Origin of the sequence: Pseudosulfitobacter koreensis, from assembly GCF_024733015.1 — a bacterium.
Classification (GTDB): domain Bacteria; phylum Pseudomonadota; class Alphaproteobacteria; order Rhodobacterales; family Rhodobacteraceae; genus Pseudosulfitobacter; species Pseudosulfitobacter koreensis.
In genome coordinates, this window is record NZ_JANKJG010000005.1 from 159,086 (window position 1) to 176,260 (window position 17,175).

Genomic DNA, 17,175 nt, shown 5'->3' on the forward strand with positions numbered 1-17,175 from the left:
CTGTCAGACGCTCAGAGCCCGGCCAGAACTTTGTCCAGCGTCGCGGGATAATCGCGCACGCGCACGCCGGTCGCGTTAAAGATCGCGTTGGTGATCGCCGCCGCCGCACCGCAAATGCCCAGCTCGCCTATACCCTTGGATTGCAGCGGATTGGCATAGGCGTCGCGCTCGTCCAGCAGCACCACGTCCAGTTGCGGCACGTCCAGGTTTACCGGCAGATGATATTCGGCCAGATCGCGGTTGACGATATGGCCGTCGCGCGGATCGTGCATCAATTCTTCAGTCAGCGCCATGCCAAGGCCAAAGGTCATGCCCCCCAGGCATTGCGAGCGCGCTGTCTTGTGATTCAGGATCCGTCCGGCGGCAAAGACACCCAGCATCCGCTGCACCCGCGTCTCGCCGGTCACCGCGTTAACAGCAACTTCGGCGAAATGTGCGCCATAGGTCGATTGCGTGACGTCGTCCGAAGTGTCGCCCGGCTCCACGTGCCCCTCGATCTCGATCTCTTCGTCGATCATGTCGGCCAGCCGCACCTGGCGGTTGGCATAAGACACCATCCCGTCCTTCAGCGTCAAATCGGCCTCGTCCGCATCGACTTTCTTCGCCAGCTCGCGCCGGATCTTTTCGCAGGCCAGAAACGCCGCAGTCCCGACCGATGACGCGCCCCATGACCCGCCCGACCCCGGCCCCGGCGGATGATCGGTGTCGCCCAGCGAGACCGAAACGTCAGTCTCGGGCAGGCCCAGCATCTCGGCACAGATCTGCGTCAGGATGGCATAGGTGCCGGTGCCGATGTCGGTCATGTCGGTCTGCACGCGGGCGGTGCCGTCGGGCATCAGCGTGACACGCACCCGCGCCTCGCTCAGGATGTTGACCCGCACGGCAGAGGCCATGCCCATGCCGATCAGCCAGTCGCCCTTGCGCGTCGATCCGGGCTGGGGGTTGCGCTGGTCCCAGCCAAAGCGGTCGCGCCCGGTGGTCAGCGCCTCGGCCAGCGTGTGCGACGAGAACGGCAGGCCCGAGGTCGGGTTCTTGTCCGGAATGTTCATCAGGCGCAACTCCACCGGGTCAATGCCCGTCTGATGCGCCAGTTCGTCCATCGCATTTTCCAGCACGGTCACGCCGATGGATTCGCCCGGCGCGCGCACGGATCCTGCACAAGTCCGGTTCACCCGCGCGATGTGGTGGCCGATCACGCGGTTCTCCCCGGCATAGATGAATGGCGTGGCCTGCGTGACGGGCTCGGAAAACACCTCGTCGGTCAGGTTCGAGATATAGGCGTCGTGCCCGATGCCCTGCAACTTGCCGCTCGCATCCGCAGCCAGACGCACCCGCTGGCGGCTTTCCGACCGACGCATCGTGCCCTCGAACACCTGTTGGCGCGTGAGCGCCACGCCAACCGGGCGGTTCAACTCGTGCGCGGCAAGCGCTGCTGCCACGGCCTCGGGTGCGATGCCCAGTTTCGACCCGAAACCGCCACCCACATAGGGCGCCAGGATGCGCACGCACTTGGGGTCAATGCCCAAGGCGTCCGCCAGTTCGTTGCGGTTGTATTTCAGCATCTGGTAGCTGCCGCGCAGCGTCAGCATATCCTGGTCCCACTCGGCAATCGCCGCATGCGGCTCCATCGCGGCGCTGTTGTGGCTGGGCGTGGTATAGGTCACGTCGATCGCGGTCGCGGCGTCCTTCATCGCGCGGTCCAGATCACCCTGCTGCGCCTGCTTGGCGTCAGGGCTTTCGTATCCAGCGATGTCGGGGTCGGTCTGCCCCTCCTGCGCGTCGATCTGCAAGGTCAGCATATGTGCGGCATGCCGTGCCTGCTCGAACGTCTCGGCCACGACCAGCGCGACGGGCTGCCCGAGATAGGCGATGCCCTCGCTGCCCTGAACCGGCGCTTCGTTCGCACCACCCTGGGCCGGGTTGCGCAGAAAACGCGGGCCGCACATGGCGGCAAGCACACCGGGCAGACGCAGCACGCTGTCGCGGTCAATGTCGTTCAGCCGCCCCTTCGCGACATTGGCGCGCACCAGAACGCCGTGCGCCATGCCCTCGGGCTGGTCCTCGAACGCATAGGCGGCGGTGCCCGTCACCTTGGCCTTGCCGTCGGGGCGGTCCATTCCGGCACCGATCAGCCCTTGGGCGGTGTGGTCCAGCCGGTTGCGGGTGTCGGGCTTGTCCATCTTCAGATGTGCGGTCATTGGTCGTCTCCTCGCGTGGCTTCGTTCAGCACCGCGGCAAGGGTGCGGCGCGCAAGCGGGATCTTGAAATCGTTGCTGCCCTGCCCGCGCGCGTCCGACAGCAGCAGGTCGGCGGCCTCTTCCCAAAGGTCTTCGGAGGGGGCCTTGCCGATCAGGAAATCCTCGATCTCGGTCATGCGCCAGGGCATCGGGGCGATCCCGCCAAAGGCCAGCTTGGCCTGCGAAATCACACCGCTTTCGACGTCGATCACGGCGGCAACCGAAACCAGCGCAAAGGCATATGACGCACGGTCGCGCACCTTGCGATAGATCTGGCGCCCATGCACCGGCGCGGGCAGCACCACGTGGGTGATCAGCTCGCCGGGTTTCAGGTTGGTCTCGACCTCCGGCGTGTCGCCGGGCAGCCGGTAAAGATCGCCAAGGGGCAGCGTTCGTGTCGATCCGTCCTCGGCCATCAGGTCCACATGGGCACCAAGCGCACGCAAAGCCACGGCCATGTCGCTGGGGTGGGTCGCAATGCACGCGTCACTGGCCCCCAGAATGGCATGCAGCCGGTTCATCCCGCCCATGGCGGCGCACCCGCTGCCCGGCTCGCGTTTGTTGCAGGGCATATCGGGGTCGTAGAAATAATAGCACCGCGTGCGCTGCAGCAGGTTGCCGCCCGTCGTCGCCTTGTTGCGCAACTGACCCGTGGCCCCCGACAACAGCGCCTTGGGCAGCAGCGGCCAGCCCCGGCGCACAGCCATGTCGGCGGCCAGATCGCTGTTGGTCACCAATGCACCGATGCGCAGGCCCCCGGCTTCGGTCTGGGTGATCTCGTTCAGGTCCAGATGGGTGATGTCGACCAGATGATCGGGCGTCATCACCTCAAGCTTCATCAGATCCAGAAGGTTGGTGCCGCCCGCAATGAACGTGGCTCCCTGTCCCGCGATCCGCGCGGCCTCGGCGCTGTCTTGCGCCCGTGTGTAGTCAAAGGGTCTCATGTGGTCTTCTCCGACACCTGCCGGATCGCGTCCACGATGTTGGGATAGGCAGAGCAACGGCAGAGGTTGCCGCTCATCCGCTCGGAAATCTCGGTGTCGGTCAGATCGGGCGCCGATGTCACGTCATCCGTCACATGGCTGGGCCAGCCCATGCGGGCCTCCTCCAGCATCGCGGTGGCCGAACAGATCTGACCCGGCGTGCAATAGCCGCACTGGAACCCGTCATGCTGGACGAAAGCCGCCTGCATCGGGGAGAGGTTGTCAGGTGTGCCGATCCCTTCGATCGTGGTGATCTCGTCGCCATCGTGCATGCACGCCAGCGTCAGGCAGGCATTGATGCGTCGCCCGTTGATCAGGATGGTGCAGGCACCGCACTGGCCGTGATCGCAGCCTTTCTTGGTGCCCGAAAGCCCCAGATGGTTGCGCAAGGCATCCAATAATGTCGTGCGTGTATCATGTTCCAGATCATGTTCGTTGCCGTTGATCGTAAGCTTCGTCTGCATGCCTCGCTCCAGCGTTGTCCGTCGTTGTGGATCGAACGCATCGCGAAACGGTTTTGTTCACAATAAGTCTGAATACGCGGATGACCGACGTATTACCGGGTGCGCCCTAAGTGTCGGATGTATCCGGCGCAAAGGCCGCGCAGTGCAGAAAACAAAGCTTGTTGCCTTCGGGATCGCGCACATAGGCCGCATGGAAATCATCGCTATAGACCGGGCGCTCGCCGGGTGCGCCCGCATCCGTGCCGCCTTGGGCTAGCGCCGCCTTCCATGCCGCGCCCACCGCCGCTTGCGAACGACAGGCAAAGCTGACCATCACCCCGTTGCCCGCCGACGCAGCCTGCCCGTTCTGCGGCGGGCCGATGGCAAACTGCGGCCAGCGTGATCCCGGCACCTGCCAGATGATCCCGGCGGGCCCCAAATCGTCCAGCGACGTGGTCCGGCAAAAATCCGTGTGCTGCAAAACCGCGTCATAGAACGTGACCAGGCGTTCCAGATCATTCGCGCCGACCATGACATGCGTGAACATCTGTTGCTCCTGACTGCGCTAAAGCTCCGCTTCCCAGCGGCGCGACAGGCGCATCGCGCCGTTGATGATGCCGACCATCGAATAGGTCTGCGGAAAGTTGCCCCAACCTTCGCCATTGGCAAAGGACGTGTCTTCGGACATAAGCCCAAGCGCGTTGCGCGCGGCCAGCATCTGCTCGAACAGCGCGCGGGCCTCGTCGATCCTGCCGATCCGCGCCAGCGCGTCGATCCGCCAGAAGGCGCAGACGTTAAAGCCGACCTCAGGCACGCCGAAATCATCCGCCTCTTCATAGCGCAGCATGTAAGGCCCGCGCCCAAGCACGTCTGTCAGGGTCTCGACCGTGGCCACGAACCTCGGGTCGTCAGCGGGCAGAAAGCCAACCTCGCCCATCAGCAGAACGCTGGCGTCCAGCGTCTCGCCGCCAAAGCTTTCGACAAAGGCATTGCGCGCGTCGGACCAGGCGTGTTCCAGGATCTTGTCGCGGATCACCGTTGCACGCTCGGCCCATCGGTCGCCTTTTTCGGTCAGTCCCAGATGGTGCGCGATCTTGCCCAGCCGGTCACAGGCCGCCCAGCACATCAGCGACGACGAGGTGTGGATGCGCGACCGCGTGCGCAGCTCCCAGATGCCCGCATCGGGCTGATCGTGCAGCAACCACGCCTGCTCGCCCAAGGGTTCCAGGCTTTCGAACGCAGACAGCCCTGTATGCAGCGACAGCCTGCGGTCGAAGAACGCAGGCGCAGCCCCAAGGATGATGTTGCCATAGGTGTCGTGCTGGAAATGCTCGTGCGCCTGATTGCCGATGCGCACCGGCCCCATCCCCTTGTAGCCTTGCAAGGAAGGCGAGATGCGTTCGGTCAGTGCCGTCTCCAACCCGACACCCAGGACCGGCTGGATGTGCCCACCGTTGGCATCGGCCACAACATTCATCAGCCATTCAAAATAATGCTCCAGCGTGCGGGTGGCGGCCAGGCTGTTCAAGGCGCGCACGGTAAAGAACGCATCGCGCACCCAGCAATAGCGGTAATCCCAGTTGCGCCCGCTGTCGGGCGCTTCGGGCAGCGATGTGGTCATCGCCGCGATAACGCCGCCCGTCGGCTCGTAGCTGCACAGCTTCAGCGTGATCGCCGCGCGGATCACCGCGTCCTGCCACTCGAAAGGCACCGCCAGTCGCTGCGACCAAAGCTGCCAATAGCGCAGGGTCTTGTTGTAGAACGACGTGCCGATCTCGGCGGCGCTGTCCGACAGCGTCTCGTCGGGGCCCAGAACGAACGTCGCCTCGTTTTCGAGGTTGATCAGACGCGCATCCAACACGTGATCGAGCGGCGCATCGGTGGTCAGGCGCAGCGTCTGCGAGGGGCCGACAAAACGCACGTGGTTGGAGCCGCGCGTGATGACCGGATCGACCTCGCCCCAGTCGAACCGGGGCCTGATGCGAAACCGCACCCTTGGCAGACCTTCCAGGCGGCGCACCTTGCGGATCAAAGTCTGCGGGCGAAAGCTGCGCCCCCGGTCGGCGAAGCGCGGACAGAAATCGGTGATCTCGACCGATCCTTTCGGACTGCGCAGGATGGTTTTCAGAATGGCTGTGTTCGGCTCGTAAAACTGTTCGCTGTCGGACAGTTGGTCCAGCTCGACGGCAAAGGTGCCGTCGCCTTCCGCACCTGCCCCGTGTCCCAGCACCGAATGAAACACCGGATCGCCATCCATCCTCGGCAGGCAGTACCAGCAGATCGACCCGCCCGGATCGACCAGTGCGGCCACCGCGCAATTTCCGACTACGCCAAAGTCCATGAAATCTCTCTTTCGTATTTGAAGTTCCGTCAGCGCAGGATGTCGGCCAGCCACTCCGCAAAGGCGGGGATTGACGGCAGTCGGTGACTGGCATCCGTTGCGCCTTCGCCGATCTTGATCCCGATCCCGCCAAGGCTTTGCGCCATGCGAAAACCATCCTCGTCGGTCACGTCATCGCCCACCATCACCGGCGTCCTGCCTGCAAATGGCGCTGTCTTGGCGAAAGCCGCGATGGCCGTGCCCTTGTCGCAGGCGCGCTGGGCCAGTTCACTGACCATCTTGCCATGCACCGCGCGGTAGCGGTCGTCGCCAGACACCAAACCGTCGATCAGCGCCTTGCATTCCGCCTCGTATTCAGGTGCCGAGCGGTAGTGCAGCGCGACCGATCCCGGCTTTTGCTCGGCCAGCAGGCCACGTTGTGTTGCGAATTCGGCGATAATATGTACCACATCCGGTGCAATCTCGCCGGAAGGTGCAACCGCATCCGCGCCTCCGCCGCGCAGTTCCTGCCCGTGCGATCCGGCTGCAGGCAATTCCAACGGGCTGATCAGCCTGTCGATGTCGTCGAGCGACCGGCCCGAGACGACCGCCACCGCGCCATTGGTCTGCACAGACAGACGCCGGATCAGATCCTTCATGGTATCTGCGATCATCGCCTGTTCGGGGCGTGCCACGATCTCGGCGAGCGTTCCGTCCAGATCCAGAAAGAACGCGTGGTCGCTGCAGGTGATGACGGGGGGAGTAGACCTATCTGGCATGGTACAAATTTCTATTCTGGCATGCGAATTCCGCAGGCATGTGTTACCGAAACCCGCGTTTCCGACCGTCGGGCTTTCCCTGCATTAACTATCGCCACGGCAATGAAATGCAACCAGTCGGCGCGCGCGCAGCCAACGCCGCGTCGCTTTGCGGAACCTTCAACGTCGACGGGGGTTTGGCATGACGTGGCAGATGACATGCGCCGCGAAGCTCAGCAGACAGGCAGCCGACAGATGACCGCGACACCCTCGCTTAGATACTACCCCGACAAGCGCCCCGGCATCACACGCCAGCGCTGCGGACGCGGGTTCACCTATTTCGCGCAGGACGGCACCCGCATCACCGACAAGGCAGAGCGCGCGCGCCTGAACGCACTGGCAGTGCCGCCCGCATACGAAAACGTATGGATATGCCCCTTCGAAAACGGCCACCTGCAGGCCACGGGCTATGATCCGCGCGGTCGCAAGCAATACCGCTATCATCCGGCATGGAGTGCGGCACAATCCCAGACCAAATTCGCGGGCCTTGCGGACTTCGGTGCGGCCCTGCCCCGCTTGCGGCGCGCGATCCTGCGCGATCTGCACAGCGAGGCGGGCGCGCAGCGCTTCGCGCTGGCCGCTGCCGTGGCGATGATCGACAGGCTGTCGCTGCGCGTGGGAAACCCCGAATACACCAAGACCAACGGCTCTTTCGGCACCCTGACGCTGAAAGGCCAGCACGTGCGGCTGCGCGACGACAAGCTGGAGGTATCGTTTCGCGCCAAGGGCGGAAAACGCGTGCGCCGCCAGATCGCCGACAAGACGCTGTTGCGCGTTTTGGGAGAAATTCGCGAATTGCCCGGTGCCGAGCTTTTGGCGTGGCTTGGGACGGACGGCACACCCCACACGCTGACCTCGGCGGCGCTGAACGACTATATCGCCGAGAGGTCCGGCACCGACGGCGTGACGGCCAAGACGTTCCGTACGTGGTCGGGCACCGTGGCCGCGTTCAAGGTGGCGATGCAGACCGACGCGCCGCGTATCAAGGACATGGCCGAGGCCGCCGCCGAACGTCTGAACAACACGCCCACCATCGCGCGCAGCAGCTATATTCACCCCGATGTTCTGGATCTGTGCACCACGCCGCAGCCCCTGCCACAGGCGCGCTCGCAGGACGGTCTGACCCAGCCCGAACAGCGGCTGCTGGCCTTTCTGAACCGGGACCAGGAAGGGCTTCAAGACCCGGTGACGTGACGGGAATGCCCCCGATCCGATCACTTTCAATTGAACTTTTTTTGGGCACGGTTGTTTCCCTTATAGGCGGAATTTGGGTGGATATGCCAAGACGGGCCTCCCACGATCCGATTTTCCGCACCGTGAACATGTGCGACCAAATGGGGAAAAGAGAAGATGTCCGGCAAGCTCATCGTTGTGTCCAACCGCATACCTACAGCGGCCACACCATCAGGCGGGCTTGTTTTTGCACTGCACGAGACGCTGCGCAAAACCGGCGGCATCTGGATCGGATCGGACCCCGAGTTTCAGGCCGACCCCTCTGACACGCTCAAGGAAATCGGCGATCAGTCCACCTATCAGCGGCTGGCATTCGAGATGTCCGAAACGGATTACCAGACTTTTTACCTGGGCTTTGCGAACTCGGTGCTGTGGCCCGTCTGCCACCGGCGCGGAGACCTCGTGCAGATGAGCCGCCGGTTCGAGGAAGGCTACCGCAGGGTCAACAAGCGCCTCGCCCGGCAAATCTTTGAGGTGGCAGGGCCCGAGGACATGATCTGGGTCCACGACTACCACTTTTTCCCGCTGGCCGCCGACCTGCGCGAACTTGGGTTCGAGGGCAAGATCGGTTTCTTCCTGCACATCCCCTTTCCGGCGCTGGGCGACATGGGGGCGCTGCCGCCATCGGCGAACCTGGCGCACTGGCTGGCCGACTATGATCTGGTCGGGCTTCAGACCCGGTCGGACGTGGCGCGCTGCCTCGAGATGTTCCGGTCGGAACTGGGCGCCGAACTGATGCACGACGGCAAGATCAAATACGGCGAACGCCGCGTCGGTGTGCGGTCTTTCCCCATCGGCATCGACGTCGAGGCCTTTGTCGCCACCGCCGAGAAATCCACCAACCGCGAGGAAATCGCCAAGGATCTGTCAGGCGAACTGATCATAGGCGTTGACCGATTGGATTATTCCAAGGGGCTGCCGAACCGTTTCCGCGCCTTTGGCCGCTATCTGGAAACCCGCAAGGACAAGGAACGCCGCCCCAGCCTGCTGCAGATCGCACCGCCCACCCGCGAGGAAGTCAGCGCCTACCGCGACATCCGTTTCGAGCTGGAAGAGCTGGCCGGACGTCTGAACGGCGAGAATGCCGAACTGGACTGGACCCCGCTGCGCTATATCCACCGCAACATAGACCGCGATGTCCTGGCGAAACTGTTCCGCACCGCGCGGGTCGGGTTCGTCACACCCTTTGCCGACGGCATGAACCTTGTGGCCAAGGAATACATCGCGGCCCAGGACCCCGAAGACCCCGGCGTTCTGGTCCTGTCACGCATGGCGGGTGCCGCCGAGGACATGACCGAGGCGCTGTTGGTCAACCCCTACGACATCGAAGAGATGAGCGAGGCACTGGCACAGGCGCTCGATATGCCGCTGGAGGAACGGCAGGCCAGATACACCGCCTGCATGAAACGCGTCCGCGCCACCGACGTGGGCCGCTGGAGCGAGAACTATCTGAACGCGCTGAAAGACAGCCGCCGGGATCTGTCATGGAGCAGTTTCAACGAACGCCACAAGAACAGTGCATGAGTGTGCCCGCGACGGGCGGTGAACCGCCGGTTTTTTCACGCACCGTACAGTGCCGACTGGAACAACCGCAGCCTCCACGTGTTGGGTCTTCACAACTAGTTGACTGAACACGAAAGGAAAAACCTCATGCACGGCATTTTCTACCTGATCGGCCTCATCGTGGTCGTTCTCGCAGTTCTGAACCTCTTATTCTAAGAAAGGAAGTCACCATGACGACCACTGGAAACACACCGAAGTCTCAGGGCGAGACCTTGAAGCAGGACGCGAAAAAAGCCGCTGCTTCGACATCGGAAGACATCAAGTCAGAGGCCCGCAAAGCGGCAGACACCGTGTCGGCCCAAGCCTCGGGCTATGCCGACCAGGCCAAGCAAACCGCTGCCGACGAGGTGAAGGACGTGGCCTCGGCGCTGCGCACGGCGGCTGACGAGTTGCGCAGCGGATCGCCGCAGGAACGCACCTTCAGCCAGATCGCCGATGGGCTGGCCGACGCATCTGACGCCGTGCGCGGCAAGGATCTGTCGGAAATCGTCAACGATGTGAATGGGTTCGCCAAACGCAATCCGCTGATGTTCCTGGGTGGTGCCGCGCTGGTCGGATTTGCCGCCACGCGCTTCGCCAAGGCATCGGGCACATCTGGCCGCGGTTACGACCGTACAGCCACCGGCGCCGCGTCGACCGGACGCAGCACCGGCATGGACCGTCCCGCACCCGCCCCCACACGCAGCCCCGTCGCCGGGTCCACACCCGCCGCACCACGCGTTGAAACCGGAGGAAAATCATGACCACCGATCCCAAACAATCCACAGGCGGCCTGCTGAGCGAAGCATTGTCCCACGTCAGTTCGCTGATGCGCAGCGAGGTCGATCTGGCCCGCGCCGAGATCGACGAGAACCTCAAGGCCGCAGGACTGGCCATCGGCATGATCGTCGGTGCCGTTGTCGTTGCACTGACCGCGCTAAACGTGCTGTCCGCAGCCCTCGTGGCCGCGCTGACCGAGGCTGGCATCGACGCCGGCTGGTCCGCTCTGATCGTCGGCCTGCTCTTGGGCATCATCGCCTATGTGATGGCCAACAAGGGCACCAGCGATCTGAAACTCAAGAGCCTTGCACCCAACCGCACGGCCAAGAACGTCAAGCGCGATGCGCAAACATTGAAGGAGGTCTACGATGACAAATGACTCCAGAAGCTCAGACCAAATCGAACGCGATATCGAGCGTGAACGCGAAGGCCTCGCCCATACCCTGGACGACCTGCAAGACAGGTTCTCCATCGAAGGCATCGCCCGCCAGTTCTCGGACCAGTTCCGCGAGCACGGCGGCGACTTTGGCCGCTCGGTTTCCGAGGCAGTCAAGCAGAACCCGGTGGCCCTGGCGGTCACAGGCGCAGGCCTTGCCTGGCTGATGTTCGGCGGAAGCTCCAAATCGGACGACCGCTACGAACGGCGCGACCGCGGATATGATCGCAATTACGACCGGGTCAATCCCGTCGATCCCTACCGCGACCGCAACCGTGATCGCGACGTGCAGTCGGACCCCTATTCCGAACGCTACCGTCGCACGGCACCGACGCCCGGCACCATGGAAGAGCACTCACGCCCCCGCACCACTACGGTGCCAAGCTGGGCACGCGGCACGACCGAGGATGACCACGACGACCTGTCCGACCGCGCCCGCTCTGCGGCCTCGCGCGCATCGGGCAGCGTGTCTGGTGCGGCATCGTCCGCGTCTCACGGTGCGTCGAGTGCCGCCTCTTCGGTTGCCGGGTCCGCCCGCAGCGCAGGCGCGTCCGTCGCCGGTGGGGCACGGTCGGCACGGGATTCCGCGTCGAACGCCGGTCGCTCCGTCGCCGACGGCGTGCGCAACACCGCAAGCTCTGCCGCAGACCGCGCCGCCGCCATGCGCGCGCGCCTGAGCGAAGGCACCGAAGCGCTGAGCGAACAGGCACGCGAGCGTGTCATTGCAGCACGCGAACGTGCAATGGAGGCATGGCAGGCCACGGGCCGTTACTCGCAATACGGACGCGAGCGTGCAGCCGACATGTTCGAAGAGCATCCACTTGTCGCAGGTGCCTTGGCGCTGGCGTTGGGTGCCGCAGTCGGCGCGTCCCTGCCCCGCAGTCGCACCGAGGACGCCTATATGGGCGAAACCAGCGATGCACTCTTTGACGAGGCGGAACGTATCTACGCCGAGGAAAAGGAAAAGCTGGGCAAGGTCGCCGCTGCCGCGACTGACGAGGCGAAAAACATCGCCCGTGAAACCAAGGATGAGGCGGACAGCAAGGCCGATGCCGACAACGCGGCGCAAGACGTGGCCAACAAGGCCGCCGACAAGGCCAAGGAATCCGGCCAGCGCGTCGCGGACGCTGCCAAAAGCGAAGCCGACAAGCAAAACCTCGGCGACGTGAAGAAGTAGGCCGAACCGAAACAGTGGCCTGCCCCTGATAACCGGGGGCAGGCCGCAGCACGAAAGGTATCCCATGACGCGCGGACGCGATGCACAGACCCCGAAAGAAATTCCCGCAAAAGGCTGGAAAGACATCCTTTACCGGGTGAAGGATGAAATTGCCGCTGACCACCTGTCGCTGATCGCGGCAGGTGTTGCTTTTTATGCGCTGCTGGCGCTGTTTCCGGCGATCACCGCATTGATGGCGCTGGCGGGTCTGCTGGTCGAGCCATCGCAGATCACCGGGCAGATCGAAAGCCTGGCCGCCGTGATGCCGCAAGAGGCCGCGACGATCATTCTGGATCAGGCGGTCGCGGTGACGGGATCAGAGGAAAGTGGCCTCGGATGGGCGTTCGCCCTGGGTCTGGGCCTTGCGCTCTATTCCGCGTCCAAGGGCATGTCGAGCCTGATGGAAGGGCTGAACGTCGTATATGACGAGGAGGAAAAACGCGGTTTCGTCAAACGCACGATGTGGACGCTGGGCCTGACGCTCTTGCTGATCGTGGGCCTGATCTGCGGACTGACGGCCGCCTTGGCCCTGCCAGTGATCATCAGCGTGTTCGGCCTGCCCGTCTGGCTTGAAAATCTGCTGGCTTATGGCCGCTGGGTGTTGCTTGCCGCGCTCTCGATCACGGGCCTCGCCGTGCTCTACCGCTTTGGCCCCTCGCGCGACAACGCCCGGTGGAAATGGCTGACTCCGGGCACGATGATCGCCTGCGCGATGTGGCTGTTGGCCTCGGTCGGATTCTCGATTTACGTCAGCAACTTCGGCAGCTACAACGAAACCTTTGGCAGCATGGCAGGCGCGATCATCCTGCTGATGTGGCTGTGGATTTCCGCATTTATCATCCTGATCGGGGCCGAGTTCAATTCCGAGATGGAGGCGCAGACCAGTGTCGACAGCACCACCGGAGAGCCGCAGCCCGCAGGTGAGCGCGGCGCGCGCAAGGCCGACAAGCTGGGCGAGGCACAGGTCTAGTACCTGCCTACAGGAACCAAGCCCCACCCGACGGGGTTTTCCCGCCAAGCCATAACAAGGAGAGACCTATGGCACCGCGCGCGCTTTGGAAAGGACAGCTTCGCCTGTCACTGGTGTCGATCCCGGTCGAGATATTCTCGGCCACCAAGACAGGCGCACGCGTGTCCTTTCGCCAGATCCACCAGCCCTCGGGCAAGCGCGTCCGCTACGAGAAATCGGTGCCCGGCATCGGCCCGGTCAAGAGCGGCGACATCGTAAAAGGGTACGAAACTGGCGATGATCAGTACATATTACTGGACCCCGAAGAGATCGACGCGATCAAGCTGGAAACCAAGAAGACCTTTGAGCTGGTGCAATTTGTCGACGCCAGCGAGATCGCGCCGCTCTATTACGACAAGCCCTACTACATCTCGGCCTCGGACGACTTGGCGCAGGACGCCTACCGCGTGATCCGCGACGCGCTGCGCAGCGCGAACAAGGTGGGCCTGGGCCAAGTCACGATGCGCGGCAAGGAATATCTGGCCGCCGTCAAACCCTGCGGTGACGGACTGCTGATGGAGACGCTGCACTACGCCGACGAATTGCGCGATGCCGACGATCTGTTCACCGACATCAAGGACGCGAAAACCGACGCCGAACTGCTCGAGGTCGCGACCTCGCTGATCGACCGCAAGACGGCGCCTTTCGATGCCGCTGCCTATACCGACAAATACGCCGAAGCGATGCAGGAACTGCTGAACGCCAAGATGAAGAACAAGAAGACCCCGCGCGTGAACGCCAGCGACGACACGTCAGAGCAGGGCGACAACGTGGTCGACCTGATGAGCGCGCTGAAGGAAAGCCTGAAAGAGGCCAAGACCAAGAAAAAGCCAGCCCGTAAAAAGGCATCGTGATGGCCAAGACCCCTGACAGGCTGGCGGCGTATAATGCCAAACGCGACTTTGCCCTGACCGAAGAGCCCAAAGGCCAGGTGGGTGCGGCGCAGGGGCGCAAGTTCGTGGTGCAAAAGCACGCGGCGACCCGGCTGCACTATGATTTCCGCTTGGAATGGGGCGGCGTGCTGCTGAGTTGGGCCGTGACCAAGGGCCCCTCGCCCGACCCATCCGAAAAACGTCTGGCCGTGCGCACCGAAGATCACCCGCTGGATTACGGCACCTTCGAGGGGACCATCCCCAAGGGGCAGTATGGCGGCGGCACCGTGATGCTGTGGGACAACGGCACTTGGGCCCCCGTCGGCGATGTCGACGACGGGCTGAAAAAGGGCAAGCTGAAATTCACGCTGCAAGGCCAGCGGATGCAGGGCGGATGGGCGCTGGTGCGGATGCGCACCAAGGGCAAGCGCGAGAATTGGCTGCTGATCAAGGAGCGCGACGATTACGTGGATGAGGATCCCGATGCGCTGACCGAAGGGTACGCGGTTTCCGTCACCACAGGGCGCAAGATGGACGAGATTGCCGCCGGAGCGAAGGCCCGCAAGCCGCCGAAACCCGCCCCCGACCGGAGCAGGAAGCGCCCCGCTTTCGTCAAGCCGCAGCTTGCTACGCTCGTCGACAGCGCACCCACCGGCGACGAATGGCAGCACGAGACCAAGTTCGACGGCTACCGCTGCATCGCGTCACTGGGCAAGGGCGGCGTGCGGTTGTTCACGCGGTCCGGCAACGACTGGACCGACAAGTTTCAGCCGCTGGTGTCCGCATTCGACCCGCTGCCCTGCAATTCCGCACTGATCGACGGCGAAGTGATGGCCGCACGCATCAGCGGATCGGCGTTTTCGTCGCTGCAGCGGGCGTTGAAATCCGGCGATCCGCTGGTGTTCTTCGCCTTTGATCTGCTGGAACTCGACGGCGAGAATTTCCGCAAGGAGCCGCAGGACGCCCGCCGCGCACGTCTGGCCAAGCTGCTTTCGGGCGCACCATCCGGCGGGCCTCTGCGCCTGAGCGAACACGTGGTAGGCCACGGCGCCGAAGTCTTCGCGCAGGCCTGCAAGTCCGGGGCCGAGGGGATCATCAGCAAACGCATCGACGCGCCCTATCGCGGCACGCGCAACAAAAGCTGGCTCAAGGTGAAATGCACCCGCAGGCAGGAATTCGTGATCATCGGCACCTCGCCCTCGGACAAGGCGGGGCGCCCCTTTGCCTCGCTGCTGCTGGCCAGCCGCGAGGGGGGCGCGCTGCGCTACAAGGGGCGCGTCGGCACCGGGTTTTCGCAAAGCGACATGGAGAGCCTTGCGGCGGCAATGACCGCGCGTAAGACGCCGCCCGTCAAGGACGCGCCCGATGATATCGCGCGCACCGCAAGCTGGGTGCGCCCCGATCTTGTGGCCGAAGTCGAGTTCACCGAGTTCACCGACGATGGCATCGTGCGCCACGGCAGCTTTCTGGGCCTGCGCGAGGACAAGGACGCCGAAGAGGTGCAGATCGAACTGCCACAGGAGGATGTGATGGAAACCGAAGTCGACGGTATCAGGATCAGCAGTGCCGACAGGCAGGTTTTTCCCGATGCAGGCTGCACCAAGGGCGATGTCGCGCGCCATTACGCCCGTGTAGGCGAGCGGATGATCGCGCTGGCCGGGCACCGCCCGCTGTCGCTGTTTCGCTGCCCCTCCGGCATCGACGGCCAGTGTTTCTTTCAGAAACACGACAGCGGCGGCATGCCCGACGCGCTGTCGCGGGTCCAGATCGCAGAGAGTGACGGCGACGAGGCCGATTATTTATACGCCACCCGCCCGCAAAGCCTGGTGGCCGCCGCACAGATGGGCACGCTGGAATATCACATCTGGGGCGCGCGCACCGACAGGCTGGACCGGCCCGACCGGCTGGTGTTTGATCTGGACCCAGACGAGGGGCTGGACTGGGACCGGGTGAAGGCCGCCGCCTTCGAGACCCGCGATATTCTGGCCGAACTCGGCCTGAAATCGGGTGCCATCGTCACCGGCGGCAAAGGCGTGCATGTCTGGCTGCCGCTGCGCCGCACCCGTGGCTGGGAGACGATCAAACTGTTCTCCAAGACCCTCGCCCACGTCATGGCCGCACAGCATCCCGACCGCTACACCGCGACGATGTCCAAGGCCAAGCGCAAGAACCGCATATTCATCGACTGGCTGCGCAACGAGCGTGGCTCGACAGCCATCGCCCCCTATTCCCTGCGCGCGCGCCCCGGTGCGCCCGTCGCGGTGCCTGTCACCTGGGCCGAGCTGGAAAAGCTGGAGGGCGCCAACCGGTTCACAATGTCCGACATGGCCGCACGGATGAAATCACAATGCCCGGCGATGGCGTTGCAAGGCGATCTGCAAACCCTGTCCGACGGCGTCATCGACGCGTTGCAAGACATGGCGGACCGGTAATCTTGGCGTCACTCCGGGAACTTCGGGCTTTTCACAGGACAGGCCATGTGGTCACGTCAGGCGCGGCTGTCGGGGAGTGCTGTCTGTGAAGAGCCTTTTGGAAAATCTCTACGAAGGCCATTCGCACAGGGCCCGGCTGTTTCGCACCTGTCTGCTGGGCTTCGACATCCTGACCATCGCCTATTTTCTCTTCACCGCCGCCGCCGATCTGGACGTCTCTCTGGTCGCTCTCGATCTGGGTGTCGGCCTCGTCATCCTTGCGGACGTGGCAGCACGCACCTGGATCGCTCAGAACCGGCTTCAGTTTCTCTGGTCGATGACCACGATTTGCGACCTGATCGTGATCGCCTCGCTGTTCGCCCCGTTGATCACCGGCTCGAACCTGGGCTTTCTGCGGGTGCTGCGGATGCTGCGCCTGGTCAGGGGGTTTCGCATACTCGAGCGTCTCGACAGCCTGAGCACCGACGTCGCGCTCAACATTCGTGTCATCCGTGCCGCCGCCAACCTGTTGGTGTTCATCTTCATTGTCACCAGTCTGATCTGGGTGTGGGAGCATGACCGCAACGAGAATATCGCGACCTACCTCGATGCGCTCTATTTCACCATCACCACCCTGACCACGACCGGCTTCGGAGACATTACCCTGACCGATCGCACCGGACGGCTTCTGAGCATCGGCGTGATGATCTTCGGCGTGGGGTTCTTCCTGAACCTGCTGCAGGCGATCTTTCGCCCCTCGAAGGTGGAAATTCCCTGCCCCAGGTGCGGGCTCAGGCTGCACGACCACGACGCGAGCCACTGCAAGCATTGCGGCAGCGTGGTCTACATCGAGACCGAGGGGAACACGTGACCGC

At 63.6% G+C, this 17,175-nt stretch carries 15 protein-coding genes; 9 read left to right on the forward strand and 6 right to left on the reverse strand.

What is annotated here, in order from left to right:
• Positions 1-11: 11 nt before the first annotated feature.
• The 6 genes from NTA49_RS09095 to otsB all read right to left on the reverse strand — a co-directional run bounded on the left by NTA49_RS09095 (position 12) and on the right by otsB (position 6,762).
• Positions 12-2,198 (reverse strand): xanthine dehydrogenase family protein molybdopterin-binding subunit, encoded by a 2,187-nt coding sequence (locus NTA49_RS09095; protein WP_258294406.1) that lies wholly within the window; start codon positions 2,196-2,198, stop codon positions 12-14.
• Positions 2,195-3,181 (reverse strand): FAD binding domain-containing protein, encoded by a 987-nt coding sequence (locus NTA49_RS09100; protein WP_258294407.1) that lies wholly within the window; start codon positions 3,179-3,181, stop codon positions 2,195-2,197. The genes NTA49_RS09095 and NTA49_RS09100 overlap by 4 nt, the downstream gene beginning before the upstream one ends.
• Positions 3,178-3,684, reverse strand: coding sequence for a 2Fe-2S iron-sulfur cluster-binding protein (locus NTA49_RS09105; protein ID WP_258294408.1), 507 nt, complete (start codon positions 3,682-3,684; stop codon positions 3,178-3,180). Before NTA49_RS09105 ends, NTA49_RS09100 begins: the two co-directional genes overlap by 4 nt.
• A gap of 106 nt (positions 3,685-3,790) precedes the next feature.
• Positions 3,791-4,210 (reverse strand): VOC family protein, encoded by a 420-nt coding sequence (locus tag NTA49_RS09110; RefSeq protein WP_258294409.1) that lies wholly within the window; start codon positions 4,208-4,210, stop codon positions 3,791-3,793.
• 18 nt (positions 4,211-4,228) lie between these two features.
• Positions 4,229-6,004, reverse strand: a complete 1,776-nt coding sequence (locus NTA49_RS09115) for a glycoside hydrolase family 15 protein (RefSeq protein ID WP_258294410.1) — start codon at positions 6,002-6,004, stop codon at positions 4,229-4,231.
• Positions 6,005-6,033: 29 nt separating this feature from the next.
• The gene (gene otsB, locus NTA49_RS09120) at positions 6,034-6,762 is read right to left on the reverse strand and encodes a trehalose-phosphatase (protein ID WP_258294414.1); all 729 of its coding nucleotides are present in this window, start codon (positions 6,760-6,762) and stop codon (positions 6,034-6,036) included.
• Between the two features lie 198 nt (positions 6,763-6,960).
• Here otsB and NTA49_RS09125 point away from each other — a divergent pair, with 198 nt between their 5' ends.
• The 9 genes from NTA49_RS09125 (at position 6,961) to NTA49_RS09165 (ending at position 17,171) form a co-directional block, all read left to right on the forward strand.
• Positions 6,961-7,995 carry a DNA topoisomerase IB gene (locus NTA49_RS09125; RefSeq protein ID WP_258294415.1) on the forward strand — a complete coding sequence of 345 codons (1,035 nt, stop codon included), beginning with the start codon at positions 6,961-6,963 and terminating at the stop codon, positions 7,993-7,995.
• A 156-nt stretch (positions 7,996-8,151) separates the two neighbouring features.
• The gene (locus NTA49_RS09130) at positions 8,152-9,558 is read left to right on the forward strand and encodes an alpha,alpha-trehalose-phosphate synthase (UDP-forming) (RefSeq protein ID WP_258294417.1); all 1,407 of its coding nucleotides are present in this window, start codon (positions 8,152-8,154) and stop codon (positions 9,556-9,558) included.
• A 209-nt stretch (positions 9,559-9,767) separates the two neighbouring features.
• Positions 9,768-10,340, forward strand: coding sequence for a hypothetical protein (locus tag NTA49_RS09135; protein ID WP_258294418.1), 573 nt, complete (start codon positions 9,768-9,770; stop codon positions 10,338-10,340).
• Complete coding sequence (locus NTA49_RS09140; RefSeq protein WP_258294419.1) at positions 10,337-10,735, forward strand: phage holin family protein; 399 nt, start codon at positions 10,337-10,339, stop codon at positions 10,733-10,735. The genes NTA49_RS09135 and NTA49_RS09140 overlap by 4 nt, the downstream gene beginning before the upstream one ends.
• Positions 10,725-11,969 carry a DUF3618 domain-containing protein gene (locus tag NTA49_RS09145; RefSeq protein ID WP_258294420.1) on the forward strand — a complete coding sequence of 415 codons (1,245 nt, stop codon included), beginning with the start codon at positions 10,725-10,727 and terminating at the stop codon, positions 11,967-11,969. Before NTA49_RS09140 ends, NTA49_RS09145 begins: the two co-directional genes overlap by 11 nt.
• Positions 11,970-12,033: 64 nt before the next feature.
• Positions 12,034-12,978 carry a YihY/virulence factor BrkB family protein gene (locus NTA49_RS09150; protein ID WP_258294421.1) on the forward strand — a complete coding sequence of 315 codons (945 nt, stop codon included), beginning with the start codon at positions 12,034-12,036 and terminating at the stop codon, positions 12,976-12,978.
• Between the two features lie 68 nt (positions 12,979-13,046).
• Positions 13,047-13,871, forward strand: a complete 825-nt coding sequence (ku, locus tag NTA49_RS09155; protein ID WP_258294424.1) for a non-homologous end joining protein Ku — start codon at positions 13,047-13,049, stop codon at positions 13,869-13,871.
• The gene (ligD, locus tag NTA49_RS09160; RefSeq protein ID WP_258294425.1) at positions 13,871-16,321 is read left to right on the forward strand and encodes a DNA ligase D; all 2,451 of its coding nucleotides are present in this window, start codon (positions 13,871-13,873) and stop codon (positions 16,319-16,321) included. The genes ku and ligD overlap by 1 nt, the downstream gene beginning before the upstream one ends.
• Positions 16,322-16,406: 85 nt before the next feature.
• Positions 16,407-17,171 carry an ion transporter gene (locus NTA49_RS09165; protein ID WP_258294426.1) on the forward strand — a complete coding sequence of 255 codons (765 nt, stop codon included), beginning with the start codon at positions 16,407-16,409 and terminating at the stop codon, positions 17,169-17,171.
• Positions 17,172-17,175 lie beyond the last annotated feature (4 nt).